The sequence below is a fragment of the Halorientalis regularis genome (genome assembly GCF_023698535.1).
GTDB classification, from domain to species: domain Archaea; phylum Halobacteriota; class Halobacteria; order Halobacteriales; family Haloarculaceae; genus Halorientalis; species Halorientalis regularis.
The window spans coordinates 41,646-64,267 of record NZ_JALJCL010000004.1; the positions used below are offsets into that span (position 1 = coordinate 41,646).

Below are 22,622 nucleotides of genomic sequence, written 5' to 3' on the forward strand. Positions count from 1 at the left end.
CCCTATTCCAGAACCCCGGCGTCCTCCAGATACGCCTCGACGTATGGATGCAGATCGAACTCGAACGGGGGCTGGAACGTCCGCAAGTCGCTGTGCTGGTCGTCCGGCTCGAACGCTGCGCCGTCGTCTGGGGTCACGTGGTAGCCAATCGGAACGTAGTGCTTGCCGTCGGTGTCGTCGAACTCGGAGGTGTCGTAGAAGTGTTCGTAGACGCCGAGTTTGCGCTCGATTGTCACGCCACGGCCGAGTTCGGAGTCGGCGACCCGTTCGACAGCATCGCGCAACCGTTCGTGCTTGTGTACGCGGCCGCCGGGGACGAACCACTCGCCTTTCGCTGGGTCGTTCTCGCGTTTCCCGAGGACGACGCCATCCTCGGTTTCGACGACGAGATCGACGGAGACCAGCGGAACGTGCTCGACCACTGTCTCCCACTCTTCTGCCGGAACCGGACCGTCACTCATACTCCCGCTGGCGTTCCCGCCTGCCTTTTCGGTTGCTATCCACGCCGGCGTTCGCCGCTACACGAACGACCGTGTTGACATCCTCCTCCGCAACGCGGAGGAATCCCAAGCGTTGGGATATTAGGGTTTGCAGTCCACCACCTCTCGTTGCGGTTGGAATCCCCAGGAGAGGTCATACAGGTAGACTGCTGGCTGTGCCAACCAGCCGGTACTCCTATCCCCGTCCAAACTGGCCGGAGACTCAGAGTTACTTTCGTTGATGTCGAGACGGATGTTCTCCGCCCCATTCACGTCGGCGTTGAACGCCGCATCACACGACTCGCACACGTACAACCCGCGTTCAACACGCTGCTTCTCGTCTTCTCTCCCGCAGACGCAACACGTTTTACTGGTGTCCTGCTCGTCCACTTCTACGACTTCGATACCCCTGACCTTCGCCTTGTATGCGAGGATGTCGGTGAAGCGGTCGAACGCCCAGCCGTGCAGGTCAAGGTTCCCATGCCGGCCCCAGTTCTTCGAGTCGCCGTCCTCGTCCTCTCGGACTCCCTCTAAGTCACCAACGGTGATGCGGCCAACACCTTTCTCGACACACCGGTGGACGATGTGTTTGGCGAGGCTGTGGAAGAAGTGGGTTCGGCGTTCCGACCACTTGTGGTGCAAGCGGGTGGCTCGTTCCCCACTACTGTCGTTGCATTTGGCGATTTCTTTCGGGAAGTAGTACCCGTCTTGCTTCAGGCGGTTGCCGGGGTACAGGTTAGCGTCCTCGGTACTGTAGGCGACGGTGGCGAAGTTGCTGATACCGAGATCGATACCTGCCGTTTCATCACCGGGAGTGGTGGGTGTCTCAATTTCGTCTTTACAGACGAGGTGCAGTTCCCACCGCTCCTTTGTGTCGTCGTAGACGGCTCGAACCTGTTGGAGGGTCTCGACCGTGACATCGGGTCGCGTTTCGTATTCGATGAGGATGCAGTCCCGTTGCCGAGGGTAGTCTTTGTGGAGTTTGCCTTTTGAGAGTCTGACGCGGTTGTGTTTGGTGTCGTGGCGGATGCCGTTCTGTTTCCATGTCACCGTACTGCGGGGGTGTTCTTCGTGGACGCGGCGACCTTCTGCGTCGTAGTAGTTGCGTTTGCGGTAGCCGGGCGGATTATCCCGGTTGTCGTCAGAGGAGTACCACGAGTTGAAGGCTTCAGCGAGTTCCTCCAGAACCCGCTGACTGGACTGTGAGTGGAGTCCTTTGTATTTTGGATGTGTCTTCAACTCGTCTTTCAACACCTCGTGGTCAGGAATCTCGCCTGTTTCCTCCCACTGTTCACGGGAGTAGTAGTTAGCGACGTTCCAGAGTTTGCTGGCTGCCCACCCGTGGTGGTCAAGAGACTCCGCGACTTGTGAGTGGTTGCAGATTGTCGCTCGATGGGTGCGGTGGACCTCCAGCATTCGTGGAACGTCTCTATAACAGGTTATACTCGTTTATATTGTGAAATTTGGGTTTGCAGTGAAATATCCAGACTTGCTGGTAGTGGTGGTCGTGTCACTGAGTGACGGCGCGTATCCACGCCCTGAAGGCCGTGATATTGCGCCTGCTCCGCGTATAATTAAAGACCGTGATGTTTATGTAAGTCGCCCTCTCAGGATGTGGTGAGGACAAAATGACCGAACGGCCTCAGATCGAAACGACGGCTCCGCTCGTTCCCGAGATGCCCACGAACCGCGTCCGCACCGACGGTGGTCGCGCGGCAGCGAAAACGTCCGGCAACGAGCTTGTAGACGAGGCCGACGCACCGCTCGTCCCCGATCTCTCCTGATCGGCGCGGTCACTTTTTCAGGACTCCGGTCGCGTAGTGACAGCACTGTCATGCGTCGACTTCGACGAACTCGACAGCGTCGGCGTCGGTGTCGAGGATCGCGACGCTCCGGTGGTCGTCGGGGACGGTCGGGAAGTGTGCGCCGGGGTTGACGACGGTGGTGTCGCCCTCGGAGCGTTTCTCGGCGACGTGGAAGTGACCGTAGAGTACGTAGTCGTAGTCGCCGGAGTCGGCGCGTTCGTTGACGGTCTCGATGCCCTGGTCGCCGTGGAGGACGTGGACCGACGTGCCGTCGAAGGTGAGGTCGGCCTCGCGGCCGTGGAGCTGGCTCCCGTCGCTGAAGCCGTCGATGGTGGCCTGAAGGCCCTCCCGTTCGCCGTCGTTGTTGCCGAGGACGCCGTGGATGTCGAAGCCATGGCCCTCGAAGGCCGCGAGTAGCGGCGGAGCGATGTAGTCACCGCAGTGGACGAGGGTGTCGATCCCCCGGTCGTCGAAGGCGGCGGCGATGGTCTCGGCGGCGCTGTAGTTGTCGTGCGTGTCTGAGACGATTCCCACCTGCATATCCGTGGCGACGACCGGCCGGACAATGAAGGTTTTCTGGCTCGGAAAACGCGACCCCACCTTCATGCGTCCGCCGCCGGGAGTCTTGGACGACTGGTCCCCATGACAGCGATCGAGACGACCGACCTCACGAAACAGTATGGATCGACCACGGCCGTCGCCGACCTCGACCTCTCGGTTCCGGACGGGGTCGTGTACGGCTTTCTCGGCCCGAACGGTGCGGGGAAGACGACGACGATGCGGATGCTCACGTCACTGACCCGCCCCTCCAGCGGCAGCGCACGGATCGCCGGCGTTCCCGTCGACGACCGCCAGCGACTCATCGAGCGGGTCGGTTACCTCCCGGAGGAACCGCCGCTGTACACCGAACTCACTGCCCGCGAACAGCTGACCTACGTCGCTGGGTTGCGCGACCTCCCGGAGGACGAGACGAGTCGGCGCATCGAGGAACTGCTCGATCGGCTGGATCTGGCCGACGACGCCGACCGGCGTATCGACGCCTACTCGAAGGGGATGCGCCAGAAGACGGCGTTCGTCCAGTCGCTGTTGCACGACCCGGACGTGCTCTTTCTGGACGAACCGACCAGCGGGCTGGACCCGCGGGCTGCCCGGACGATCCGGGAGATGATCGACGACCTCGCCGCCGAGGGGACGACCGTCTTCCTCTCGACGCACATTCTGCCGGTGGTCGACGAACACGCGGACACCGTGGGCGTCCTCTACGACGGGGAACTGGTCGCGGAGGGGCCGCCCGGCGACCTGAAACGGCAGGCCGACGCCGGTGCGGGGGACGACACTGGCGGGGCCGGCGAGCGGACGCTCGAAGATGTCTTCCTCGAAGTGACCAGCGAGGACCCGGCGGCCGACGAGGCGACGGTGGAGGGTGCCACGGATGTCCGGTAGCGGCTGGATCCGGCAGGGGTTCGCGATCGGCCGAACCGAGTTTCGGCGGACGACCCGCTCACTCCGGGGGGATTCGGCACGGCTGGCGCTGCTCGGCGTCGTCGCGGTGCTGTTCGGCCTCATGGTCCTCGCGGGTGCGTGGTTCATCCTGCAGTTCGGCGACCAGATTCCGGCGGGCGACGTGTCGAACGTGATCCGCGGCAGTGTCGCGATCCAGTGGTTGTTTGCGGTGTTCATCACCGCCCAGCGTGCGGGGTCGCGCCACCACAGCATCGACCAGGAGTCGCTGATGTTGCTGACGGTCCCGGTCCGGGCCGTCGCCCTGGGTCTGCTCAGCGCCGAGTGTTTCCGGGCGCTCGCCTACCTCGCCGTCCCGGTCCTGTTGCTGGGTGGCGCGTTCGTCGTGGCCTCGGCGTCACCGCTGATGGCCCCGTTCCTGGTGCTCGCCGTCCTGTTGTTCTTCACGACGGCGCTCGTGCTCGGGTTCGCGCTGGGCCTGCTCGCCAAACTGCTCGTGGCGCGGTACCGCGTCGTCGCGGAGCACAAGTCCGCGTTCAGCTTCCTGGCGGTGATCGTGTTCGTCGGCGGGTACGTCGGCCTCCAGAACTTCGGCGGGCAGAGCCTGACCGCCTTGCTTGGCTGGCTCCCGTTCTCGTGGATCGTCGATCTGGCGGTGATCGGATCGCCGTTTTCGGGGTCGACCCTCCGTGCGGCCGGGGTTCTCGTCGGTGGACTGGGCTGGACCGTCGGCGGCGTCCTGGTCGTCGAACGGCTCGGTGTGGCGCTGTGGTTCGGCGACACCGTCGAAGATGCGGTGGCCGCCGAGCAGGCACGCGTCGACACCGGGTCCGCTGCCGACCCGCTCGCCGCAGCGGTCCGGCCCATCCCGTTGCCGATGATCAGCCAGCCGGCCCGCCGGATCGCCCAGCGATCCGTCGTCGTCGCACGCCGGAATCCACAGCGGCTCTCCTTCCTCGTGCTTCCGGTCGTCCTCCTCGGCGTCACCCTGGTCAACGTCGCACAGGCCGGCGTTGGGTCGCTTCTGGCGCTGCTGCCACCGCTGGTGGTCGTCGGGCTCCCCTGGCTCGCCGGAGCCGTGTTCGGCCTCAACCCGCTGGGCGACGAGGGGGCGGCGCTACCGACCACGCTCACGTCGCTTCCCTCGGGACGGGACTACGCCGTCGGGCTCGCCGTGCCGGGACTGACGCTGGGTCTGCCCGTCGTCGTCCTCGCGACCGTCGCGACCGGGCTCGCCGGACCGTACGCACCCCTCGAAACCGCGGCGCTCGCGGTGCTCGCGCTCGTGCTGACGCTGGCCGCGGTCGTGATCGCACCGGCGCTCGGGATGGCGTTCCCCCGGTACGACCCGGTCAGGGTGGGCAGCGACCGCGAGATCGTCCCGCCGAGTCTCAGCGCCGTCGTCCTGTACTCGCTGACACTCGGCATTCCGGGGGCGCTCGCCGCGGCCGCGACGCTGGCACCGGCGGGAACGCGTCGGTTCCTGTCGCTGCTCGTCGGTGGCCTCCTGTCCCTTCCCTTCGGCCTGCTCGCGAGTCAGGGGCTAGACCCTGCCCGTGGCGTCGTGACCTGGCTGGGGCAGGTCGGGGCTGAAATAGCGACCATCCCCGTGCCGGCCGTCCGCTGGGGTGGGTACATTCTTCCACTCGCCGCCCTGTGTCTGCTCGGGATATGGTCGTTCAGGGCCGTCTCACGGCGGTTTCGGAACCACACGCTCGACTAGGCCGGACGGTGGCGACTTTCGCAACCGTTAAAACCGGCGCGTGCCATCTCCGTATTGCTACTGCACGGGCCGGTGGGGTAGCTTGGTATCCTTCGGCCTTCGGGTGGCCGTAACCGCGATTCGAATTCGCGCCGGCCCACTTTTCCCGGTTTGATTCGCTAAGTCGCAACTTCGGGTGGCCGTAACCGCGTCCTCGTGAGCGGAGCGAACGAGGGCCAGCGAGACCGGAGGTCTCGCGTGATTCGAATTCGCGCCGGCCCATCTTTCTACTGCGATCAGATCGCGAGCAACGGCTGGTCGAACGGCCGTGCCGAGTGATACCGGGAATTCCATCCACGTCTCGGGTGAGCCGTCCCGTGGTTCGGAGCACGACAGCCCGCTCCCACACCGGTCCGAAAAGAAACGACGGACTGTTTCCGGCCGAATCCACCGCTCGTGTGCCCCAAATCTACAAACGACGCGCTCGAAGACGGCGTATGAGTACGCACCGGATTATCTACGCGTTCGACCTCAGTGCGTTCCCCTCGGGTCGGTTGTCGTCCACGTACCGCAAGTTTCGGGAAGCCGCGGATGCGCTGGAACGATCGGAACAGGTGGATCACTTCGACTGCACTGCCGAATCGGCGGAGGAGCTCTGGAAGCGGCTCCGAACACTCGACTCGGAAAACCCGAACTCCGTGGACGTACCTGAGCTGTTGCTCTCGATCGACCAGTATCCGTCACTGGGCGATGTAACGATACATCGTTCGAGTTGCGGGCTCACCGGCGATACGGTACTCTTACAGAAGGTTCCACACTGGCTCCGCGAGTACTCTGAACCGGCCGCGACGGCGTGGGAGAATATGTGTTATTTGGAACCGGAGGAATCGGTTGAGATCCGATACGACGGTAACACGTACGAACTGGTCCCGGGGACGAAAACGGGTGGGCTCGTACAGGGTGAGCGGATCGAAACGCTCCGCAGCGGCCTCGAACTCGCGATTCCGTCGGTATCCGATTTCTACGAGTCACTGGACGACCGATATCGATCCGTCGGGCAACAGTGGCGGCCAGTCGAGTGGGTCTACGGGGAGTGTAGCCGACTCGCACGCACAGACGAGGGAGTGATCGCTTCGAGAACGATCTAAGTCCCGGGACCGCCCGGACCCGATCACTCTCGTAGCCTCGCGGTGAGGGCGGCCCTGGCCGAACTCACCCGCCCGGGAGTCGGAATTGTCGCTTGTCGCCCGAAGGCCGTGTCGAAACGACACACTTCCGCGGATTCGAGCAGGGGAGTCACCGCTCAGAGCGAAGCGAGCGGGCACGTTGTCCTGTGTTCGGCATCTGCACCGGTCTGCGTTCCTCCCGCGAGCGAACTCGTGACCGGTGCAGAGATGTGGCCAGCGAATGGCCCCGTATCACGGTTCCGATGCCGCTTTCTGACGGAAACTATCGCGGTGTATTCGGGTGTCTGACGCTCGTCTGCTGTCTCCGAGACAAATCATCAATTATTTCTTAGCGACCAACGGAATAGGCCCTATGAAAGTAGAGACTGCGGAGAGTCAATCGTTCTCCTACAAGGGAGCTCTCCGCTATATCGCCGTCGCCGCTGTCATAATGGGGGCACTGTACCTCCCGGCGATCATCTTCCCCGACACGTGGTTTCGGGTACTCACGACCGTCATGCTGGTCGCCCTGCTCGGTCTGACCGGACGGGCACTCGTGTCGGCGCTGTTTTCGTTCAAGCGTCCGGAGACGCCCGAGCTGACGCTGTCGGACGCCGAGTTGCCGGAGGTCAGCGTGGTCATCCCGGCGTACAACGAGGCCGCGGTGCTGCCCGACACCATCGAGGCGTGTCGGAACCTCGACTACCCGGCCGAGAAGCTGGAGGTCGTCCTCTGTTACGAACGCGACTCCGTCGACGATACGGCGGCGATCTGTGAGGAGGCGGCCGCCGACGACCAGCGGTTCAAAGCGGTCGAGCGGGACGAACCCGGCGGCGGGAAGGCGAAGGCGACGAACTACGCGCTCCAGTACGCGACCGGTGAGATCATCGCCAGCATCGACGCGGACCACCGGTTCAAGTCCGACGCCATCCGCCGCGCGGTGGCGTGGTTCGAGTCCGACCCGGACATCTGGTGTGTCAAGGGTCGCTGCTACGGCGACAATCCGCGCGACTCGCTGTTGGCCCTGCACGCCACCGTCGAGCGCCACATCGCCGAGAAGGGTGACCTGTTCGCCCGGGAGGTCCTCGGTGGGTTCACCATCTTCGGCGGCGGACAGGCCTTCTTCCGCGCCGAGATGTTCGACGAACTCGGCAACTTCGACGAGAGCGTCCTCGTCGAGGACATCGACATGTCCTCGAAGATCCACGACTTCGGCAAACAGCTCCGTGTCGATCCCTCCATCGTCACGTTCGAGGAGAACCCGGCCACCCTCCAGTCGTGGTGGAGCCAGCGCAAGCGCTGGGCGCGTGGCTGGATGCAGGTCGCCTTCCGCTATCTGTTCCGACTCCCGCGCAGCCAGAACATGTCGATGCGCGAGCGGTTCGACGCCGCGTTCACGTTCGCCTACGCGCTCATGCCGGTCTTCGTCGCGTTCACGTTCCCGATCTTGCTGTTCGACATGGTTCGGGACTTCGCGGTCCACAACGCTGCCACTGCACCCATCCTCGCCGACATGGGCCTGAAAACGACGCTCCAGTACGGCGTTCCGACCGCGACGTTCTTCTCGGAGTTCACCCGGAACGCCCTCTGGACGTTGCTCGCGGTCTCGCCGGCCATCGCGGCGTGTATGGTGTTCGTCCAGGACTACCGTGACGGGTTCAGCCACGACGCACTGGAGTTGTTCGCCGCGTGTACGCTGTGGGTCTACCTGGCACTGCAGAGCGTCGTCTACGTCGTCTCGTTCCTCGACGAGGTCATCTTCGAGCGCCCGAGCATCTACGTGACGACCGCCCGGGTCAACTCCCAGGCCAAGTCCGGGTCGGGCAAGACCGGCGGCACCGAGACCAAGTCCGACTGAGCGTCCGATTCTTTACCGCGCCGACCGTCGTCCCGTTCGATGGGCTATCACCACATCGACCCCGACGAGCTCGCGCCGTCGCCGGACCACCCCTGTGATCGCCGGTCGCTGGCCGAGGCGGCGGACCTCGCCCAGCTCGCGGCGGCGGTCTACGACCTCGCGCCCGGCGAGGACCTCGCGACGACCTACCACTACCACGACCAGCGCGAGGAACTGTTCTACGTCCTCGCTGGCGACCTCCACGTCGAGACACCCGACGAGGCGTTCGTGATCGGGGCCGACGAGACGTTCGTCGTCGAGCCCGAGCAGCCGATCCGGCCGTACAACCCGGCCGACGCCGACGAACCGGTCCGGGTGCTCGGGGTCGGCGCGCCGAAATTCGACATCGGGCAGCCGTACGAGCCGGACGCCGACGGTGACGACACGTAGGCGGTCCCGGGGCGGTCGGAAACTCTCCCGGTGTACAAACCGAACGCCGATTGTCCGGTGTTTTACGGGTGCTTTTGCACCCCGAGGCGCTGTGGTCGGTATGACCGACGACGCCACCCACGAGTTGGCCTGGGAGACGCTGTACGGCGAGACGGCCTACATCTGCCCGGGGTTCGACATCCAGCGCGAACAGGTCCGCCTCCCCGACGGGACGGAGACGGACTTCGACTACCTCTCCGAGAGCGAGAGCGTCGTCGTCGTCCCCTTCACGCCCGACGACGAGGTCGTCGTCATCGAGGAGTGGCGACAGGCCGTAAAGCGAGTCACCCGCGGACTCCCCGCCGGCGGCGTCGAGGGCGAGGACGCCGACCTCGAGGCGACGGCCCACCGGGAACTCGAAGAGGAGACCGGCTACGAGGCCGACGCCGTCGAGCACCTGACGACGGTGGAACCGGCCAACGGGTTCTCCGACGCCGTGTTCCACTACTTCGTCGCCACCGGCTGTGAACCGACGGGTGCGCAGGAACTGGACCACAACGAGTCGATCAGCGTCGGGACGGCCGACTTCGACGACCTGCTCGCTACGGTCGAGTCCGGTGACTGCCGGGACGGCCGGACTGCCATGGGCGTCTGTTACTACGAGCTGTTTGGGTGAGTAACGGTAGAAAGAGTTACTGAGTTTCGGACGTAACTTGAAATATGGCGACTGCAGTGAAAGTCGACGAGGACGCAAAATCTCGCCTCGAAGAGCTACAGGCGGAGATCAAACTTGCGACTGGCGAGAAGGTGACACAGCAGACGATCTTGAGTCGGCTGATTGAGGACGCTCACGAGTCGAAATCTGACTTCGTCGATTCGTTCCGAGAGACGACCGTGCCGCTCTCGGACGAGGAGATCCAGCGACTCAACGAAGCCCGGATCGAATCGGGCAAGGAGACGGACGAAGACGATATCGACGATATCCTGTACGGATGACCGTTTTCGTGGATACGGGCGTCATTTACGCCGAGTTCGATGGTTCGGCGAACCGGAACGAAACGGCCGTCCAAGCGATGGATGCGGTATACGAGGGGGAGTTCGGACAACCGTTTACGAGCGATTACGTATACGACGAAGTCGTAACACTGACGCACAAGCGAACGGGTCGCTTCGAGGCAGCACGGACAGTGGGGGAGAAAGTACGTGGAGCGGCGGACTTCCCTGACGTATACTCGTTCGCGTACGTCGATCCGACTGTCTTTGAGGCTGCAATTGACGTATTCGAACGATACGACGACCAGGGCCTGAGCTTTACCGACGCGACGACCGTTGCGCTGGTAAACGACAAAGATATCGACGCTCTCCTGAGCTTCGACGACGATTTCGACGGGCTCGTCGAACGGATCGATCCCGCGAGCGCGTGAGGAACACAACCCTTAGGCCCGCGCCCGCGAAAGCCGGGGCCAATGGGCGACTGGTTCGAGGTCCGTGACTACGACGCCGCCGGTCGGATCGGGGAGCTGACCGTCCCCCGGGCGGACGTGACCGTCGAGACGCCGGCACTCCTGCCCGTGGTCAACCCCCACGTCAGGACGGTCGAGCCGGCCCGCATGGAAGCCGAGTTCGGCGCCGAGATCCTCATCACGAACGGCTACATCCTCTACGGCTCCGACGACGCACGTGAGCAGGCACTCTCGGACGGCCTCCACGACCTCTACGACTTCTCCGGAGCGATCATGACCGACTCCGGGTCCTTCCAGCTCTCCGAGTACGGCGAGATCGACGTGGACACCCGCGAGATCCTGGAGTTTCAGCACGATATCGGCTCGGACATCGGGACGCCGGTCGACATCCCGACGCCACCCGACGTGAGCCGCGAGCAGGCCGCGGACGAACTCGCGACCACGCAGGAGCGTCTGGAACTCGCCGCCGAGGTCGAGACCGGCGACATGCTCGTCAACGCGCCGGTGCAGGGCTCGACCTACCCCGACCTCCGCGAGCGGGCCGCACGCGAGGCCTACGGGACGGATCTGGACGTGTTCCCGGTCGGCGCGATGGTACCCCTGCTCAACGACTACCGCTTCGACGACGTGGTGGACACGGTGGCGGCGGCCAAGCGGGGGCTGGGCGCGGACGCGCCGGTCCACCTGTTCGGCGCGGGCCACCCGATGATGTTCGCGCTGGCGGTCGCGATGGGCTGTGATCTGTTCGACTCGGCGGCCTACGCGCTGTACGCCCGCGACGACCGCTATCTCACGGTTCGAGGCACCGAACACCTCGAAGACCTCGATTACTTGCCCTGTGAGTGCCCGATCTGTGCGAGCCACACACCCGACGAACTGGAGACCTGCGACGACGCCGAACGCGAACGCCTCCTCGCGGAGCACAACCTCCACGTCACGTTCGGGGAGATCAGGCGGATCAAACAGGCGATCCGGCAGGGGAACCTGCTGGAACTCGTCGAAGCCCGCGCTCGCGGCCACCCCGCGATGCTCGACGGCTACCGCGCGCTCGGCGACCACGCCGAACAACTGGAGGCGACCGATCCCGCCACGAAAGACGCCTTCTTCTACCTCTCTGGGGAGAGCGCGGCCCGCCCCGAGGTCCTGCGTCACCACCAGCGGCTCGAACGGCTGGACGCCGACGGCGAAATCCTGCTCACCGAGGGCGACCCCAACGCGGCCTACGACGAGAGCTGGCGGGTCGTCCCGCCCTTCGGCCCGTTCCCGCGGGACCTCTCGGAGGTGTACCCGCTCAACGCCGAGGTGCCCGAGCGGCTGGACGAACGCGCCTACGCCCAGGCTGCCGACGGCGTGGCGCGGCTGGCCGCGGCCAATCCCGACGTGGACTTCACGCTGGGCCACACCGGCTGGCCCGCGCGTGCGCTCGACCGGGTTCCCGAGGCCGTGGACACCTACGAACTCGGCGTCGACGACGCGTTCGGTGACGACGAGGGCGAGGCGGACGACGAGCGCGCCTGAGTCGCGGCGCTACTAATCGACCCCTATTCCAGTTCCCAGCCGGAACTCACCGCCCGTCCCCAGTGTTTTTCGGGCCGCCAGATCAGGTGGCCGTCGCCCCGCCGCTCGAAGACGGCCGAATCGCCCGGCGCGACTTCGGTTTCGGGGTCGGCATCGGCAAACTCCGTCCAGGGAACGATCTCGAGGTCGGACTCCGGATCGAGCCGGACCTCCAGGTTCTCGGCCTGGACCGCTTCCGACCCGTCGTGTGTGAGCGTCACGCCGGTGGTCGGCTCGTCGAACCCGCCGTCCTGATACTCGAGTTCGAAGAAGGCGTCGGGCTCTTTCGGCGGCCCCGACGGCGGATCACTCGTCTCGCCGTTCGATTCGATGTCTTCGCCGTCGTCGATCTCGAGCGCGAGGTGGCCCACATCGCGACTGTACTCGGCCGAGACCGAGGCGGACACCTCGACGCAGTCGCCCGTCCCGAACCAGTCGGTGTTGAATTTCTTCCGGAGCGGCGTGCTCACCTCGGCGTAGCCGGTCCCGTCGGCCACGATCATCTCCGAGTCCGACATCCGGGTGACCGTCCCACGGATCGACGCCTGGTCCGGATTCTCCATGTCGAGGACACGCTCGTAGAGCGCCCCCAGCTCCCGGTCGCCCGGCGTACAGTTCGATTCCAGAATCCCGAAACACCCCGCGCTGAGCCCTGCTGCCCCGACAGTCGCCAGTACGTCTCGTCGCTGCATACGTCGTCGTGATAGTGTAGTCGACATATAGCTTTTCCAATCACTCAGGGCGACGGCGGTCATCGGGTCAGTCGCTGGCGCGTCGGAAGGAAAGATACTCGGCCGCGCTCGCCCGAGACGGTGCCATGACCGAGTACTTCGAGGTCCACGAGCGGGACGGGGCCGCCCGCATCGGGGAACTGCGGCTCGCAGACCCACTTACCACGCCCGCGCTGGCCGACGAGGTCGTCACCGACGCGGGCAGTCTCTGGCCCGAGGACAGCGAGGTGCCCGACGGCGACGAGTCGACGCTCACCGTCCTCCCCCACCGGGGCCTGCCCGCCGGCACGCCCGAGGAGGTCGAGGACACCTTCGCCGTCGACTATCCCGACGTGGACTACCCCAGCGCCGCGGTCGTCTCGCCCGAGACCGCGACCGCCCACGGCACGGACGCCTACGTCCTCTCGAACGCCAGCGGCTACGCCGGCCACGCGGCCGCGTTCGTCGACGCCGTCATCAGTACCCGGGAAGCCACACCCGCAGACACTGCGCTGTATCTCCCAGGTGTCGCCACGCCCGGCAACGTCGCGACGCTGGTCTACGCCGGCGCGGACCTCGTGGACACGGATCGGGCGGTGTTGCGCGGCACCCAGGGGTTCTACCAGGCGACCGACGGCGAGTACTTCCTCGAAGACCTGGACGAACTCCCCTGTGCGTGCCCGGCCTGCCAGCAGTCCCGCGACGAGTTCGACCGCGAGGACTGCGCCGAACACAACCAGCGCGCGCTGGCCGCGGAACTCGCGCGGGTCCGCCGCCGGGTTCGCGACGGATCGCTCCGGGACTACATCGAGGGGCAGGCCCGCCACGACCAGTGGCTCACCGCCACGTTCCGGCGGCTGGACCAGCAGTACAGCTACCTCGAACAGCGGACGCCGGTCGTCCGCCGCGAGGAGATCACGGCCGCGACCGACGACACCCTCAGGCGAGTCGAGATCCAGCGCTTCGCAGAACGCGTCACCACCCGGTACCGGAACCGCTTCTCCAGCCCCCTCGTGCTGGTGCCCTGCTCGGCGAAGAAACCCTACAGCGAGTCACAGAGCCACGGCCAGTACCACGACGTGATCCAGTGGCGTGCCCACGTCGCCTCGATGACCTCGCCCATCGGCGTCGTGCCCCAGGAACTGGAATGCACCTACCCCGCCCAGCACTACGACTCCGTCGTGACGGGCGAGTGGACCGCCACGGAGATCGAGTTCGTCAGCGACGTGCTGGAAGCGTACCTCCGGCGCAACGACTACCCCGAAGTGATCGCCCACGTCCCGCCCGAGGGCTACCGCGAGATCGTCGAACGCGCCGCGGCCGATCTCGACGTCGATCCGGTCTTCACCGTCGACGATCACCCGACGACCAGCGAGTCGCTGTCGAACCTCGCGGCGGAGCTAGAGGGCGAGTTGACCTATCCGAAACGCGAGCGCGAGCACAACACGATCCGGGCCATCGCCGACTACCAGTTCGGGGATGGAGCCGGCGACGACCTGTTCGACGACCTGCACACCGAGTCACGCTACCCGAAACTCCGGCTGACCGACGCCGACGGCGAGCAACTGGCCGCGATGGTCCCCGAGTACGGCGTGCTCTCGTTGACGCTCGCGGGTGGCCGGCGCTGGGTCGAGAGCGACGTGCCGGTCAAACGGGTCGAGATCGACGACTTCGTGCCCCACGGGAGCGTCCTCGCGCCGGGCGTGGTCGACGCCAGCGACTCGATCCGGCCGGGCGACGAGGTGGTGATCGAGGGGTCGGCCGCGTTCGGCGTCGGCCGCGCGGCCATGAGCGGCCCGGAGATGGTCGAGTCGACGCGGGGCATCGCCAGCGAGGTTCGCCACGTCGACGAGCGGTAGTTCCGGCAACCCCGAAGCGGAAGTTTATTGCTGTCTTCTCCGGGAAAACCTGCTAGATGAAGCGCATATTGCTGACTGTGGCGGTCGCCGCGATGCTCGTTCTGGCGGGCTGTAACGGCGGTGGCCAGGGGACGGCGTCCCCGAGCGGTACCGAAACTGCGACGAACGGCGCACAGGCCGAGACCGAGCTGAGCAGTCCGGACGTCCCGGACTCGCTGGACGTTGGAATCTCGCTGGCCGGGCCGGGCAGCGGTGGCATGGACACGGTGTCGTCGGACATGTACCCGCCGGGGGTCGACAGCTCCGGTGTCACCAACACGACGGCGCTGGTCGCCAGCCACTTCGAGGCCGCCGTGGCCAACGCCGAGACGCGGATGGCCTTCAGATCCAGTGGCGGGACGCTCGGACTCGTCCACAAGAACGGCTCCAGCGGGGAACGGCTCCGGTACGTCAACGCGACGACCGGGAAGACCGAGACCTATTGGCACTCCGGGTCGACCGTCGTTCGGCGGAACGAGTCGAAATCGCCACCGGTCACCTACTCCCACGGTGAGACGAACCTCTACACGGGCTATCAGTTCCTGGGCATCTTCCGGGTGATTCCGTTTGCCACGCTCAACTCGATGTCCCTGTCGGTCGACGGGACGGCGACCGTCGACGGCCAGCAGGTCCTTCGGCTGGCCGTGAACGGCTTCAACCGGTCGGCCTCGACCTGGAACGTCAGGTCGGGACTCCAGAACGCCAGCGGCTACGTTCTGGCCACGCCCGAGGGTGTCATCCGCGAACTGCACTGGGAGGCGACGAACGTCAACACCAGCCAGACCGAGAGCATGACCGTGACCGTCTCGGGCGTCGGCTCGACCAGCGTCACCCGGCCCGACTGGGCTGGCGAATACCCCGACGCGACGGTCTCGACGACCAGCGGGGGACAGGTCCTCGCGCTGACCCACGAGGGTGGCGACGCGATTCCGGCCGACACGCGGATCCAGGTCGGCTCGGGCTTCTCGGCCTACGGGAACGTGACGCTCGCCGAGTCACTCGAATCCGGTGAGACGCTCTACGTCGTCGCCACTGGCCGGTTCGGTGACTACAACGTCACCGCGCGTGTCGGGAGCCAGCCTAGCGTGCCCGAGAACGCCGCCTCGTTCTCCCGCCGGGTCCCGTCGGTGTCGGCGTTCCTCGACGGCGTCCAGCTCCAGTACGGCCCCGAAGTCGAGTCCGGGGGCGGCGCGGGTGCCGGCTTCGGTGCCGGCGCGTAACCACTCCGCCGGGACGTTTTAGTTCGGTCCGCCCCTCGCGGGGGTATGGACGAGATCGCACTCGCCGTTCCGGAACCCATTCTGGACTCGCTGCCCGACGACGACGGTGCGGCCGAACAGGACATGAAACGGGCCGTCGAGGGCTGGGAACGACGGATCAACCGCGCGATCGCGGACGAATCCGAGGAGGAAGCCGCCGGCTACGTCCTCGACGCCATCGAACTCTTCGAGGAGCGGATGGACACCTACGACGCGTTCGTGCCGGAGTTGCGGGCCTGGGGCCAGTCGCCGATCTACGCCATCTGCTGGCGCAACCTGATGGCCGACCTGATCGGCCAGCTGTACGAACACGAGGAGCTGGCCGACCGACTGGATCGGGAGCGCAACCAGCGCGTCGTCGAGGACGGCATCCGCCTGCGGGACCTCTGAAGCGGCGGGGATTTATGCCGGCTCCGAACTTGCGTGGCAGTATGCACCTCGAATGCCGGTTCTTCGCCACCTATCGGGCCATCGTCGGGCAGAAGTCCCTCGACCGGGAGTTCCCCGATGGGGCGACGGTCGCCGAAGTCCTCTCGACGCTGGAGGCCGAGTATCCCGACCTCGAAGCGCAGTTGCTCGACGAGGACGGGACCATCCGCCCACAGCTGTCGGTCCTCAAGAACGGCCGGGACGTGACCCACATGGACGGCGGGGCGACGGGACTCGAAGACGGCGACTCCCTGTCGGTGTTCCCGCCGGTCGCGGGCGGCGCTCGTGGGGTGAGCTGATGCGCCGCGAAGAGGCATTCAGGGGGATCTCGAAACGACTGGCGGTCCATTACCTGGAGAACCTGGGCGGCGAACTCGTCGCCGGCGAGCGCGAGGACAACGCGGAGGCCGACGTCGCCGGCGAGGACTGGACGGCCACGCTGTCGGCCGAGAAAGTCTCGGTCGCCGGCTCGATGACGCTGACGGAGGTGTCGGTCGTCTTCGAGGGTGGCGAGGACACCGTCGCGGAACTCGTCGAGAAGTTCACCCAGAAAGCGATGCGAGCGGGTGGCTGATGGCCGGCGACCCCATCGAGGGGGAAGTGCTGATCCTCGTGGCGGCGAAAGCGAGCGTCGGGCCCCAGCGGCTCCCGGACCTGGTCGACCGCGTGGCCGCGGACCTGGGCCCCCAGCGCGAGACCTACGCCCGCGAGTACGAGCGCGCCTACGAGACCGACGGCCGCACCGCCTTCTTCGTCGAGGACGGTCACTGGCAGGAAATTCGGGACCGCCTCGACCTCGGCGAACGCGAGGTCGACGCCGTGCGGCGGGCCCACCACGAACAGTTGACTCGTGACGGTCGGCGACTGGGCCGGATCGAGGAGTTCGAGATGGCCCTGGAGATCAGGGAGTGCGTGGTGCTGGGCGTCTAGAGGAAGTCGAGCAACTCCTCAGTGACCGCCTCGGGCACGTCACACTGCACCCAGTGGCTGGCCTCGGGGAAGCGCTCGACCCGGAGGTCCGGAATCCACTCGTCGAGGCCCTCCGAGATGCCGACGCCGAGCGCGGCGTCTCGCTCGCCCCACAGCACCAGCGTGGGGACCGTGATCTCGGTGTCGCCCGGCGGATCGAAGAATCGTCGGAGCCCGGGCAGGGTGGCCTTGGCCATCGGGACGCCGATGCCGTCGACGTAGGCCCGGTAGTAGTTGACGGCGGCGCGGGCGGCACCGGGCCGGGAGAACGCCTCGCGGTACCGCCGGACGTCCTCGTCGTCGAACGCATCGGGGTTGGCGGGCTGATCGCGGAACACCTCGCCGACGGCGCGGGCCCCGCCCGCCGAGAGCAGGCGTTCGGGGAGCCACGGCACCTGGAAGAAGAGGACGTACCAGGACCGTTGCAACTGCGCGAGGTCGAACTCCCGGGCGAACGCGGCCGGATGGGGCGCGTTCATGACGGTCAGGCTGTCCAGAACGTCGGGGCGTTGCATGCCGACGGCCCAGGCGATGGCTCCGCCCCAGTCGTGGCCGACGAGGTGGGCGGTCTCGCCGTGGCTACGGATCAGGCCGACAACGTCACCGACCAGGTTCTCGATGGCGTAGCTGTCGACGCCGTGGGGTTTCTCCGAGCGGTTGTATCCCCGGAGGTCGGGGGCGACGACGCGGTAGCCCGCCTCGGCGAGCGGGCCGATCTGGTAGCGCCAGGAGTACCAGAACTCCGGGAAGCCGTGTACCAGGACCACGACCTCTCCGTCCTCGGGTCCGGCCGCGACGTAGTGGAGGCGCACGTCGTCGACGACGGCGTTGTCGTGTTCGAGGTCGATATCGGCGAGTGGGTCGCTCATTACACGTCCGCTGGCGGCCGAGCCACTAAGCCGCACCGACACGGCTACGTCTTCGTCCCATTCGCCGATAATTAGCAGCTATTTACATAATGATAGTTGACACATATACACTCGGAGCGACACAGATCATGTCAACGCGCACTCTCGAAGCGGACCTGTTCGGTCGTGAAACGCGATTCGAGTACTCGGACCACTGGGTCGGCTACGCCCTGCTGGGGCTCCGGTTCGTGATGGCCTGGGTGTTCCTGCAGGCCGGGATCGCCAAGCTACTCGAACCCGACTGGACGGCGGCGGGCTTCCTCGCGAACGCCGTCCCGGCGGGCAACCCCTTCGGCGGGCTATGGGTCTCGCTGGCGGGGTCGCCCATGGTCGATATGCTCGTGGTATGGGGGCAGCTCCTGATCGGACTGACCCTGCTCGTCGGTGCGTTCGTCCGGCTGGCCGCGTTCTTCGGGGCGTTCCAGATGATCCTGTTCTGGGCGGCCCACCTCGAAGGCGGGCTGATGGCCGGGCTCCCGATCGGGCACGGCTTCTTCGTCAGTAGCCACATCGTCGACGCCATCCTGCTGTTCGGCCTCGGTGCCATCGGCGCGGGGCGAATCCTCGGCGTCGACGCGTGGCCCGAGGAGCAGTCGTTCGTGCGGTCGAACCGGTGGCTCCGCGTGTTCCTGGGCTGAGCGGGCCAGCGGGGGTTCGCGGTCGGCGTCGTCGGGGTGGCGGTACTGACGGTCGGTTTTTTGCGGTCGGTCATCGAAGTGTCGTACCGGTCGCGAGCGGTAGCGAGCGACCGGCTTTTTCGCCCACGTTTTTCAAGGAGCGGTGGCGCGCCATGGGCGCGACACCCGACGCAAAAAAGGTGGTTAGTCGTCACCGGGCGCGGCCGCGCCGGAGTCACCCATGGAGACGCCGGTGCCGGGGCCCACGTCGATGCCGAGTTCGTCGAGTTTCTCGTCGGGGACGACGCCGTCGACCCAGTCGCGGACCTCGTAGTACTCGGCTTTGAGCTGGTCGAGTTCCGCGAGTTCGCCCTCGCTCGCGCCCTGTGCGGGGATGGCGTTCTCGTTGCCTTCGACGAAGCGGTCTGGCAGGTCGTCGTCGTCGCCGTCGAAGCCGGCGAGGTTGTTGTAGTACCGTTCCAGGTTGTAGATGCGTTCACCGGCGGTCATCAGGTCCTCCTCGCTCACGTCGAGGCCGGTCATCCCGCCGTACTGCAGGACGTACTCCTCGATGCCCTCCGCGAAGGCGTTGAACTTGCAGATGTCGAAGGAGTCGGAGATGGCGTGCATGTCTTGGAAGGTGGCACAGAGTTCGCCCTTCCCCTCGGGGTCGTAGGGATCGACCTTCTGGGGGACGCCCAGGATCTCGGCGGCGGGGGTGTAGCCGCGCAGGTGGCACGCGCCGCGGTTCGAGGTGGCGTAGCCGATGGCCATGCCCTTCATACAGCGGGGGTCGTAGGCGGCCATCGACTGGCCCTTGACGGCCAGGGAGTTCTCGTGGGCGTCGAACTCCTCGGCCAGGTGGTCGGGGCCTTCGGCCATGTGGTCGGCGAGGTCGGTCTCCCGGTGGCCGATCCGCTCGATGAGGTCGATCATCTCCTCGCTGTCGCCCCAGTCGATGGAGTCCTCGAAGTCGAGTTTCCCCTCCTCGATCATCTCCATCGTCATCGCGATGGTGTTGCCCGTGTCGATTGTGTCCATCCCGAGGTCGTTACACAGGTCGAGCATGACGGCGATGCGGTCGCGGTCGTGGTGGCCCGAGTTCGGCCCGAGCGCCCAGGCGGACTCGTACTCGTAGGACTCCATCCGGACGTTCATCTCCTCGCCCTTGTGCATCGCCTGGACTTCGACTTCCTTCTTGCAGGCGACCGGGCAGGAGTGACAGGTCGGCTCGTCGACGAGGATGTTCTCCCGGACGTTCTCCCCGGAGACTTTTTCCGAGTCGATGATGCGCTCGCCGTCACCCTCGGCGTCGGACATCGACTTCGTCGAGGAGTACTTCCCGTTCTTGGTCGGGAGGCCGTCCATCTCCTCGGTGACGTTCATCAGGACGTTCGTGCCGTACAGCGAGAGCCCGCCCTCGTTGGGTGCGGTCACGTCGGACTCCTGGATGACCTGCATGGCCTGCTTGTGGCCTTTCTTGAACGTCTCCGGGTCCTCGGGCTGGGGCATCTTCGTCGAGGAGCGGACGACGACGGCTTTCAGGTTCTTCGAACCCATCACACAGCCGGTGCCGCCACGGCCCGAGGCGCGGTCGTCCTCGTTGATGATGCAGGCGTACTTGACCTCGTTCTCGCCGGCCTGCCCGATGGCCATCACCGAGAGGTTCTTGCCGTAGGCACCCTCGACCTCTTCCTCCAGCTGGTCGCGTGTCTCGTGGACGCCCCTGCCCCAGAGATGAGAGGCGTCCCGGAGTTCGACCTCGCCGTCCTCGACGACGGCGTAGACCGGCTCGTCCGCTTTCCCCTCGAACAGCAGGCCGTCGAAGCCCGCCCACTTGAGCCGTGCGCCCGACCAGCCGCCGTGGTGGGAGTCGGTGACCGTGCCCGTCAGCGGTGACTTCGTGCAGATGGCGATCCGACCGCTCATCGTGGTCTGGGTGCCCGTGAGCGGTCCGTTCATGAACGCCAGCAGGTTGTCCTCGCCCAGGGGGTCGACCTCGGGCCCCTGATCGAAGACGTACTTGACGCCGAGGCCGCGCGCACCGATGTACTTCTCGGCGTCTTCGTCGTCGATGCCCTCGTACTGTACGTCGCCCGCGCTCAAATCGACGCGAGCGACGGTGTCGTGGAATCCTCCGAGGTCTGTCATGATTTAACGTACCATAATAACGTAAGGGCTGAAGCCTGTTAGTCGTTCCCAGAGCTCAGTAACCGGTACCGGTTACGCCGGATCGGATAAATAGCCGTCCATATCCGGTGAAATTATTGGGTGGTGACCGCTCGTGGCGGTCCACGGGAGCAAATGGGAGACAGGAATACTCGATCGGGGAGCGAGCAGGTCCAGCGACGCGACGTGTTGCGGACGGGGGCGACGGTTGTCGGGAGCGTCGGCGTCGTCGGGGCGTCGGGCATCGGACAGGCCGTCGGCGGATCGACCGATGGCGCAGGCGAGACCTACCGGTTCCTGTGGCAGAACCTGTGGTTGCTCAACGGCATCGTGGGCAACGACACGGACATCGCCAAACCGGCCTTGCAAGCGCGGGCCGAGGCGTTCGGGAATCGACTCGCGGGCAGCGACATCGACGTGGCCGCACTCTGTGAGGTGTTTTCCGCCGAACAGCGCGAGACGATCCGCGAGCCAGTCGGGCGGGCGATAGACTACGAGATCGGGCCGCCGGCCGAATTCGAGAAATCGAGCGGCCTGTACACGCTCGCGCTCGGCGGTCCCGAAATCGTCGCGACGGAGCGCATGGAGTTCGACGCGGACGGCTACGAGCCACGCGACGCCGACGCGTGGGCCAAGAAGGGCGTCCTGTACACGCGACTGGACTTCGGCCTCGGGCAGGTCGACCTGTTCACGACGCACCTGCTGGCCGGCGGTGGCATCCCGTACGTCGATCTGAACCCGTTCTGGGACCCGCCGACGCCCGCCGAGTACCGGGCCGACCAGCTCGAGGAACTCCGGGCGTTCGTCCAGTCCGTCGAGGCCGAGCACGACCCGGACAACCGCGTGCCGACCGTCGTCGCGGGCGATTTCAACGTCGGTGCCGGCGGGGGCGAGTACGGCACCCTCACGGCGGTCCGGGACGACCTCGGGCTGGAGGACGCCTGGCTCCAGTACGCCGGGGGCCCGGGCGGGACGAACCGCACCGCCATCACCGGCGGCTGTGCGTTCGATTCCGACGAGAGCCCGCCCTCCTACTGCGACGGGGGCGCGGGCGGCGACCGCATCGACTACGTGTTCGTCGAGCCGACGCGGCCGAGTCACGACTGTCGGCTGTCGGTCGCGGATATCAGGCGGCGGGTGTTCTGGCGGCAACTGGCACCGCCGGGTCAGTTCTACGCCGACGACGCCGAGGAAGAGCCCAACTACCTGACCGACCACGTCGGGCTTGAACTCGACTGGACGCTCGCGCCGCGGTGATCGCGACCCGAGGAGGTTTGTCCGTCGGGCGACCAGCCGATGATATGCAGTGGTCGCCTCCGGTCCGTGTGCCCGGCCCGGTCCGCGCCCTGCCCGCTGTCTGCTACGCCGTGGTCGTGCTGGTCGCGTCGGTCGTAGACCCGCCGGCTGGCGGAGTGGCACCGACCGGTCCCCTCGGTCTCGTCGGCGTGGACAAGTGGCTGCACGCCGTGGGGTACGCGACGCTCACGCTGCTGGTCGCGTACGCGCTCCGGGCGACGACGGGGCGACGGATCGCACTGGCCGTCGCCCTCGCGGTCGCGTACGGTGGTGGCATCGAGGTCGTTCAGACGCTTGCGCCGTTCCGGGTGTTCAGCCTCGCCGATATGCTCGCCAACGCGGTCGGTGCCGGACTGGCCGGGCTGGTGCTGTGGGTCGAGACACGGCGTCGTGCATCCGAGAGGCTGCGTGACGCCTCGACGCCGGAGTGACCGGTCGAAGGCGATTTACGCCCGGAACGGCTCTCCT

At 66.1% G+C, this 22,622-nt stretch carries 25 protein-coding genes and 1 tRNA gene; 20 read left to right on the forward strand and 6 right to left on the reverse strand.

Annotated features, from left to right (window positions below; genetic code table 11):
* Window positions 1–2: 2 nt before the first annotated feature.
* Together MU521_RS05935 and MU521_RS05940 are read right to left on the reverse strand one after the other, a co-directional pair.
* Window positions 3–461 (reverse strand): GDP-mannose mannosyl hydrolase, encoded by a 459-nt coding sequence (locus tag MU521_RS05935; RefSeq protein ID WP_092688521.1) that lies wholly within the window; start codon window positions 459–461, stop codon window positions 3–5.
* Between the two features lie 120 nt (window positions 462–581).
* Window positions 582–1,895: an RNA-guided endonuclease InsQ/TnpB family protein gene (locus MU521_RS05940; RefSeq protein WP_092688524.1), complete on the reverse strand. Its 1,314-nt coding sequence runs from the start codon at window positions 1,893–1,895 to the stop codon at window positions 582–584.
* 212 nt (window positions 1,896–2,107) lie between these two features.
* On the opposite strand from MU521_RS05940, the gene MU521_RS05945 reads away from it, so the two are divergent.
* Window positions 2,108–2,263, forward strand: a complete 156-nt coding sequence (locus tag MU521_RS05945; RefSeq protein ID WP_175452778.1) for a hypothetical protein — start codon at window positions 2,108–2,110, stop codon at window positions 2,261–2,263.
* Window positions 2,264–2,311: 48 nt separating this feature from the next.
* On the opposite strand, the gene MU521_RS05950 is transcribed toward MU521_RS05945, so the two are convergent.
* A complete protein-coding gene (locus MU521_RS05950) occupies window positions 2,312–2,824 on the reverse strand; it encodes a YfcE family phosphodiesterase (RefSeq protein WP_092688527.1) in 513 nt (170 codons plus the stop codon).
* Between the two features lie 102 nt (window positions 2,825–2,926).
* Between MU521_RS05950 and MU521_RS05955 the strand changes: the two genes are divergently transcribed.
* From MU521_RS05955 to tgtA, 10 genes are all read left to right on the forward strand, one after another.
* A complete protein-coding gene (locus tag MU521_RS05955) occupies window positions 2,927–3,727 on the forward strand; it encodes an ABC transporter ATP-binding protein (RefSeq protein WP_092688530.1) in 801 nt (266 codons plus the stop codon).
* On the forward strand, window positions 3,717–5,468 hold the full coding sequence (locus tag MU521_RS05960; protein WP_092688533.1) for a hypothetical protein: 1,752 nt from the start codon (window positions 3,717–3,719) through the stop codon (window positions 5,466–5,468). The genes MU521_RS05955 and MU521_RS05960 overlap by 11 nt, the downstream gene beginning before the upstream one ends.
* A gap of 66 nt (window positions 5,469–5,534) precedes the next feature.
* A tRNA-Pro gene (locus MU521_RS05965) sits at window positions 5,535–5,607 on the forward strand.
* Window positions 5,608–5,944: 337 nt separating this feature from the next.
* Window positions 5,945–6,595 (forward strand): hypothetical protein, encoded by a 651-nt coding sequence (locus MU521_RS05970; RefSeq protein WP_092688536.1) that lies wholly within the window; start codon window positions 5,945–5,947, stop codon window positions 6,593–6,595.
* Between the two features lie 391 nt (window positions 6,596–6,986).
* Window positions 6,987–8,471, forward strand: a complete 1,485-nt coding sequence (locus MU521_RS05975) for a glycosyltransferase family 2 protein (RefSeq protein WP_092688539.1) — start codon at window positions 6,987–6,989, stop codon at window positions 8,469–8,471.
* Between the two features lie 39 nt (window positions 8,472–8,510).
* Window positions 8,511–8,900, forward strand: a complete 390-nt coding sequence (locus tag MU521_RS05980) for a cupin domain-containing protein (RefSeq protein ID WP_092688542.1) — start codon at window positions 8,511–8,513, stop codon at window positions 8,898–8,900.
* A gap of 100 nt (window positions 8,901–9,000) precedes the next feature.
* Complete coding sequence (locus MU521_RS05985; protein ID WP_092688545.1) at window positions 9,001–9,555, forward strand: NUDIX hydrolase; 555 nt, start codon at window positions 9,001–9,003, stop codon at window positions 9,553–9,555.
* Window positions 9,556–9,599: 44 nt separating this feature from the next.
* Entirely contained in the window at window positions 9,600–9,875 is a 276-nt protein-coding gene (locus tag MU521_RS05990) for a hypothetical protein (protein ID WP_092688548.1), read from the forward strand.
* A complete protein-coding gene (locus tag MU521_RS05995) occupies window positions 9,872–10,303 on the forward strand; it encodes a type II toxin-antitoxin system VapC family toxin (protein ID WP_092688551.1) in 432 nt (143 codons plus the stop codon). The genes MU521_RS05990 and MU521_RS05995 overlap by 4 nt, the downstream gene beginning before the upstream one ends.
* A 42-nt stretch (window positions 10,304–10,345) precedes the next feature.
* Window positions 10,346–11,860, forward strand: a complete 1,515-nt coding sequence (gene tgtA / locus MU521_RS06000) for a tRNA guanosine(15) transglycosylase TgtA (protein ID WP_092688555.1) — start codon at window positions 10,346–10,348, stop codon at window positions 11,858–11,860.
* A 23-nt stretch (window positions 11,861–11,883) separates the two neighbouring features.
* Here tgtA and MU521_RS06005 read toward each other — a convergent pair whose 3' ends face one another.
* Window positions 11,884–12,591: a hypothetical protein gene (locus tag MU521_RS06005; RefSeq protein WP_092688558.1), complete on the reverse strand. Its 708-nt coding sequence runs from the start codon at window positions 12,589–12,591 to the stop codon at window positions 11,884–11,886.
* A gap of 125 nt (window positions 12,592–12,716) precedes the next feature.
* Between MU521_RS06005 and arcS the strand changes: the two genes are divergently transcribed.
* The 6 genes from arcS to MU521_RS06035 are packed head-to-tail and all read left to right on the forward strand — an operon-like array spanning window position 12,717 to window position 17,125.
* Entirely contained in the window at window positions 12,717–14,468 is a 1,752-nt protein-coding gene (gene arcS / locus MU521_RS06010; protein ID WP_092688561.1) for an archaeosine synthase subunit alpha, read from the forward strand.
* Window positions 14,469–14,524: 56 nt separating this feature from the next.
* On the forward strand, window positions 14,525–15,727 hold the full coding sequence (locus MU521_RS06015) for a hypothetical protein (RefSeq protein ID WP_092688564.1): 1,203 nt from the start codon (window positions 14,525–14,527) through the stop codon (window positions 15,725–15,727).
* Window positions 15,728–15,772: 45 nt separating this feature from the next.
* On the forward strand, window positions 15,773–16,156 hold the full coding sequence (locus MU521_RS06020) for a DUF7971 family protein (RefSeq protein WP_092688567.1): 384 nt from the start codon (window positions 15,773–15,775) through the stop codon (window positions 16,154–16,156).
* A gap of 41 nt (window positions 16,157–16,197) precedes the next feature.
* Window positions 16,198–16,494, forward strand: a complete 297-nt coding sequence (locus MU521_RS06025) for a ubiquitin-like small modifier protein 1 (protein WP_092688570.1) — start codon at window positions 16,198–16,200, stop codon at window positions 16,492–16,494.
* Entirely contained in the window at window positions 16,494–16,769 is a 276-nt protein-coding gene (locus MU521_RS06030; RefSeq protein WP_092688573.1) for a MoaD-like domain-containing protein, read from the forward strand. Before MU521_RS06025 ends, MU521_RS06030 begins: the two co-directional genes overlap by 1 nt.
* On the forward strand, window positions 16,769–17,125 hold the full coding sequence (locus tag MU521_RS06035) for a DUF8048 family protein (protein ID WP_092688576.1): 357 nt from the start codon (window positions 16,769–16,771) through the stop codon (window positions 17,123–17,125). Before MU521_RS06030 ends, MU521_RS06035 begins: the two co-directional genes overlap by 1 nt.
* Here MU521_RS06035 and MU521_RS06040 read toward each other — a convergent pair.
* Window positions 17,122–18,033, reverse strand: coding sequence for an alpha/beta fold hydrolase (locus MU521_RS06040; RefSeq protein ID WP_092688579.1), 912 nt, complete (start codon window positions 18,031–18,033; stop codon window positions 17,122–17,124). The two genes, MU521_RS06035 and MU521_RS06040, sit on opposite strands and share 4 nt — an antisense overlap.
* A 128-nt stretch (window positions 18,034–18,161) precedes the next feature.
* Between MU521_RS06040 and MU521_RS06045 the strand changes: the two genes are divergently transcribed.
* Window positions 18,162–18,710: a DoxX family protein gene (locus tag MU521_RS06045; protein ID WP_092688582.1), complete on the forward strand. Its 549-nt coding sequence runs from the start codon at window positions 18,162–18,164 to the stop codon at window positions 18,708–18,710.
* A gap of 183 nt (window positions 18,711–18,893) precedes the next feature.
* On the opposite strand, the gene MU521_RS06050 is transcribed toward MU521_RS06045, so the two are convergent.
* Complete coding sequence (locus MU521_RS06050; protein WP_092688585.1) at window positions 18,894–20,840, reverse strand: aldehyde ferredoxin oxidoreductase family protein; 1,947 nt, start codon at window positions 20,838–20,840, stop codon at window positions 18,894–18,896.
* Window positions 20,841–20,993: 153 nt separating this feature from the next.
* Here MU521_RS06050 and MU521_RS06055 point away from each other — a divergent pair, with 153 nt between their 5' ends.
* Both MU521_RS06055 and MU521_RS06060 read left to right on the forward strand, forming a co-directional pair.
* Window positions 20,994–22,115, forward strand: coding sequence for an endonuclease/exonuclease/phosphatase family protein (locus tag MU521_RS06055; RefSeq protein WP_092688588.1), 1,122 nt, complete (start codon window positions 20,994–20,996; stop codon window positions 22,113–22,115).
* A gap of 44 nt (window positions 22,116–22,159) precedes the next feature.
* Complete coding sequence (locus MU521_RS06060; RefSeq protein WP_092688591.1) at window positions 22,160–22,585, forward strand: VanZ family protein; 426 nt, start codon at window positions 22,160–22,162, stop codon at window positions 22,583–22,585.
* Window positions 22,586–22,622: the final 37 nt, after the last annotated feature.

Excerpts from the sequence above, each read along its gene's own strand:
- MU521_RS05935 (WP_092688521.1), bottom strand. The coding sequence starts at position 461 with ATGAGTGACGGTCCGGTTCCGGCAGAAGAGTGGGAGACAGTGGTCGAG.
- MU521_RS05940 (WP_092688524.1), bottom strand. The coding sequence starts at position 1,895 with ATGCTGGAGGTCCACCGCACCCATCGAGCGACAATCTGCAACCACTCA.
- MU521_RS05945 (WP_175452778.1), top strand. The coding sequence starts at position 2,108 with ATGACCGAACGGCCTCAGATCGAAACGACGGCTCCGCTCGTTCCCGAG.
- MU521_RS05950 (WP_092688527.1), bottom strand. The coding sequence starts at position 2,824 with ATGCAGGTGGGAATCGTCTCAGACACGCACGACAACTACAGCGCCGCC.
- MU521_RS05955 (WP_092688530.1), top strand. The coding sequence starts at position 2,927 with ATGACAGCGATCGAGACGACCGACCTCACGAAACAGTATGGATCGACC.
- MU521_RS05960 (WP_092688533.1), top strand. The coding sequence starts at position 3,717 with ATGTCCGGTAGCGGCTGGATCCGGCAGGGGTTCGCGATCGGCCGAACC.
- MU521_RS05970 (WP_092688536.1), top strand. The coding sequence starts at position 5,945 with ATGAGTACGCACCGGATTATCTACGCGTTCGACCTCAGTGCGTTCCCC.
- MU521_RS05975 (WP_092688539.1), top strand. The coding sequence starts at position 6,987 with ATGAAAGTAGAGACTGCGGAGAGTCAATCGTTCTCCTACAAGGGAGCT.
- MU521_RS05980 (WP_092688542.1), top strand. The coding sequence starts at position 8,511 with ATGGGCTATCACCACATCGACCCCGACGAGCTCGCGCCGTCGCCGGAC.
- MU521_RS05985 (WP_092688545.1), top strand. The coding sequence starts at position 9,001 with ATGACCGACGACGCCACCCACGAGTTGGCCTGGGAGACGCTGTACGGC.
- MU521_RS05990 (WP_092688548.1), top strand. The coding sequence starts at position 9,600 with ATGGCGACTGCAGTGAAAGTCGACGAGGACGCAAAATCTCGCCTCGAA.
- MU521_RS05995 (WP_092688551.1), top strand. The coding sequence starts at position 9,872 with ATGACCGTTTTCGTGGATACGGGCGTCATTTACGCCGAGTTCGATGGT.
- tgtA (WP_092688555.1), top strand. The coding sequence starts at position 10,346 with ATGGGCGACTGGTTCGAGGTCCGTGACTACGACGCCGCCGGTCGGATC.
- MU521_RS06005 (WP_092688558.1), bottom strand. The coding sequence starts at position 12,591 with ATGCAGCGACGAGACGTACTGGCGACTGTCGGGGCAGCAGGGCTCAGC.
- arcS (WP_092688561.1), top strand. The coding sequence starts at position 12,717 with ATGACCGAGTACTTCGAGGTCCACGAGCGGGACGGGGCCGCCCGCATC.
- MU521_RS06015 (WP_092688564.1), top strand. The coding sequence starts at position 14,525 with ATGAAGCGCATATTGCTGACTGTGGCGGTCGCCGCGATGCTCGTTCTG.
- MU521_RS06020 (WP_092688567.1), top strand. The coding sequence starts at position 15,773 with ATGGACGAGATCGCACTCGCCGTTCCGGAACCCATTCTGGACTCGCTG.
- MU521_RS06025 (WP_092688570.1), top strand. The coding sequence starts at position 16,198 with ATGCACCTCGAATGCCGGTTCTTCGCCACCTATCGGGCCATCGTCGGG.
- MU521_RS06030 (WP_092688573.1), top strand. The coding sequence starts at position 16,494 with ATGCGCCGCGAAGAGGCATTCAGGGGGATCTCGAAACGACTGGCGGTC.
- MU521_RS06035 (WP_092688576.1), top strand. The coding sequence starts at position 16,769 with ATGGCCGGCGACCCCATCGAGGGGGAAGTGCTGATCCTCGTGGCGGCG.
- MU521_RS06040 (WP_092688579.1), bottom strand. The coding sequence starts at position 18,033 with ATGAGCGACCCACTCGCCGATATCGACCTCGAACACGACAACGCCGTC.
- MU521_RS06045 (WP_092688582.1), top strand. The coding sequence starts at position 18,162 with ATGTCAACGCGCACTCTCGAAGCGGACCTGTTCGGTCGTGAAACGCGA.
- MU521_RS06050 (WP_092688585.1), bottom strand. The coding sequence starts at position 20,840 with ATGACAGACCTCGGAGGATTCCACGACACCGTCGCTCGCGTCGATTTG.
- MU521_RS06055 (WP_092688588.1), top strand. The coding sequence starts at position 20,994 with ATGGGAGACAGGAATACTCGATCGGGGAGCGAGCAGGTCCAGCGACGC.
- MU521_RS06060 (WP_092688591.1), top strand. The coding sequence starts at position 22,160 with ATGCAGTGGTCGCCTCCGGTCCGTGTGCCCGGCCCGGTCCGCGCCCTG.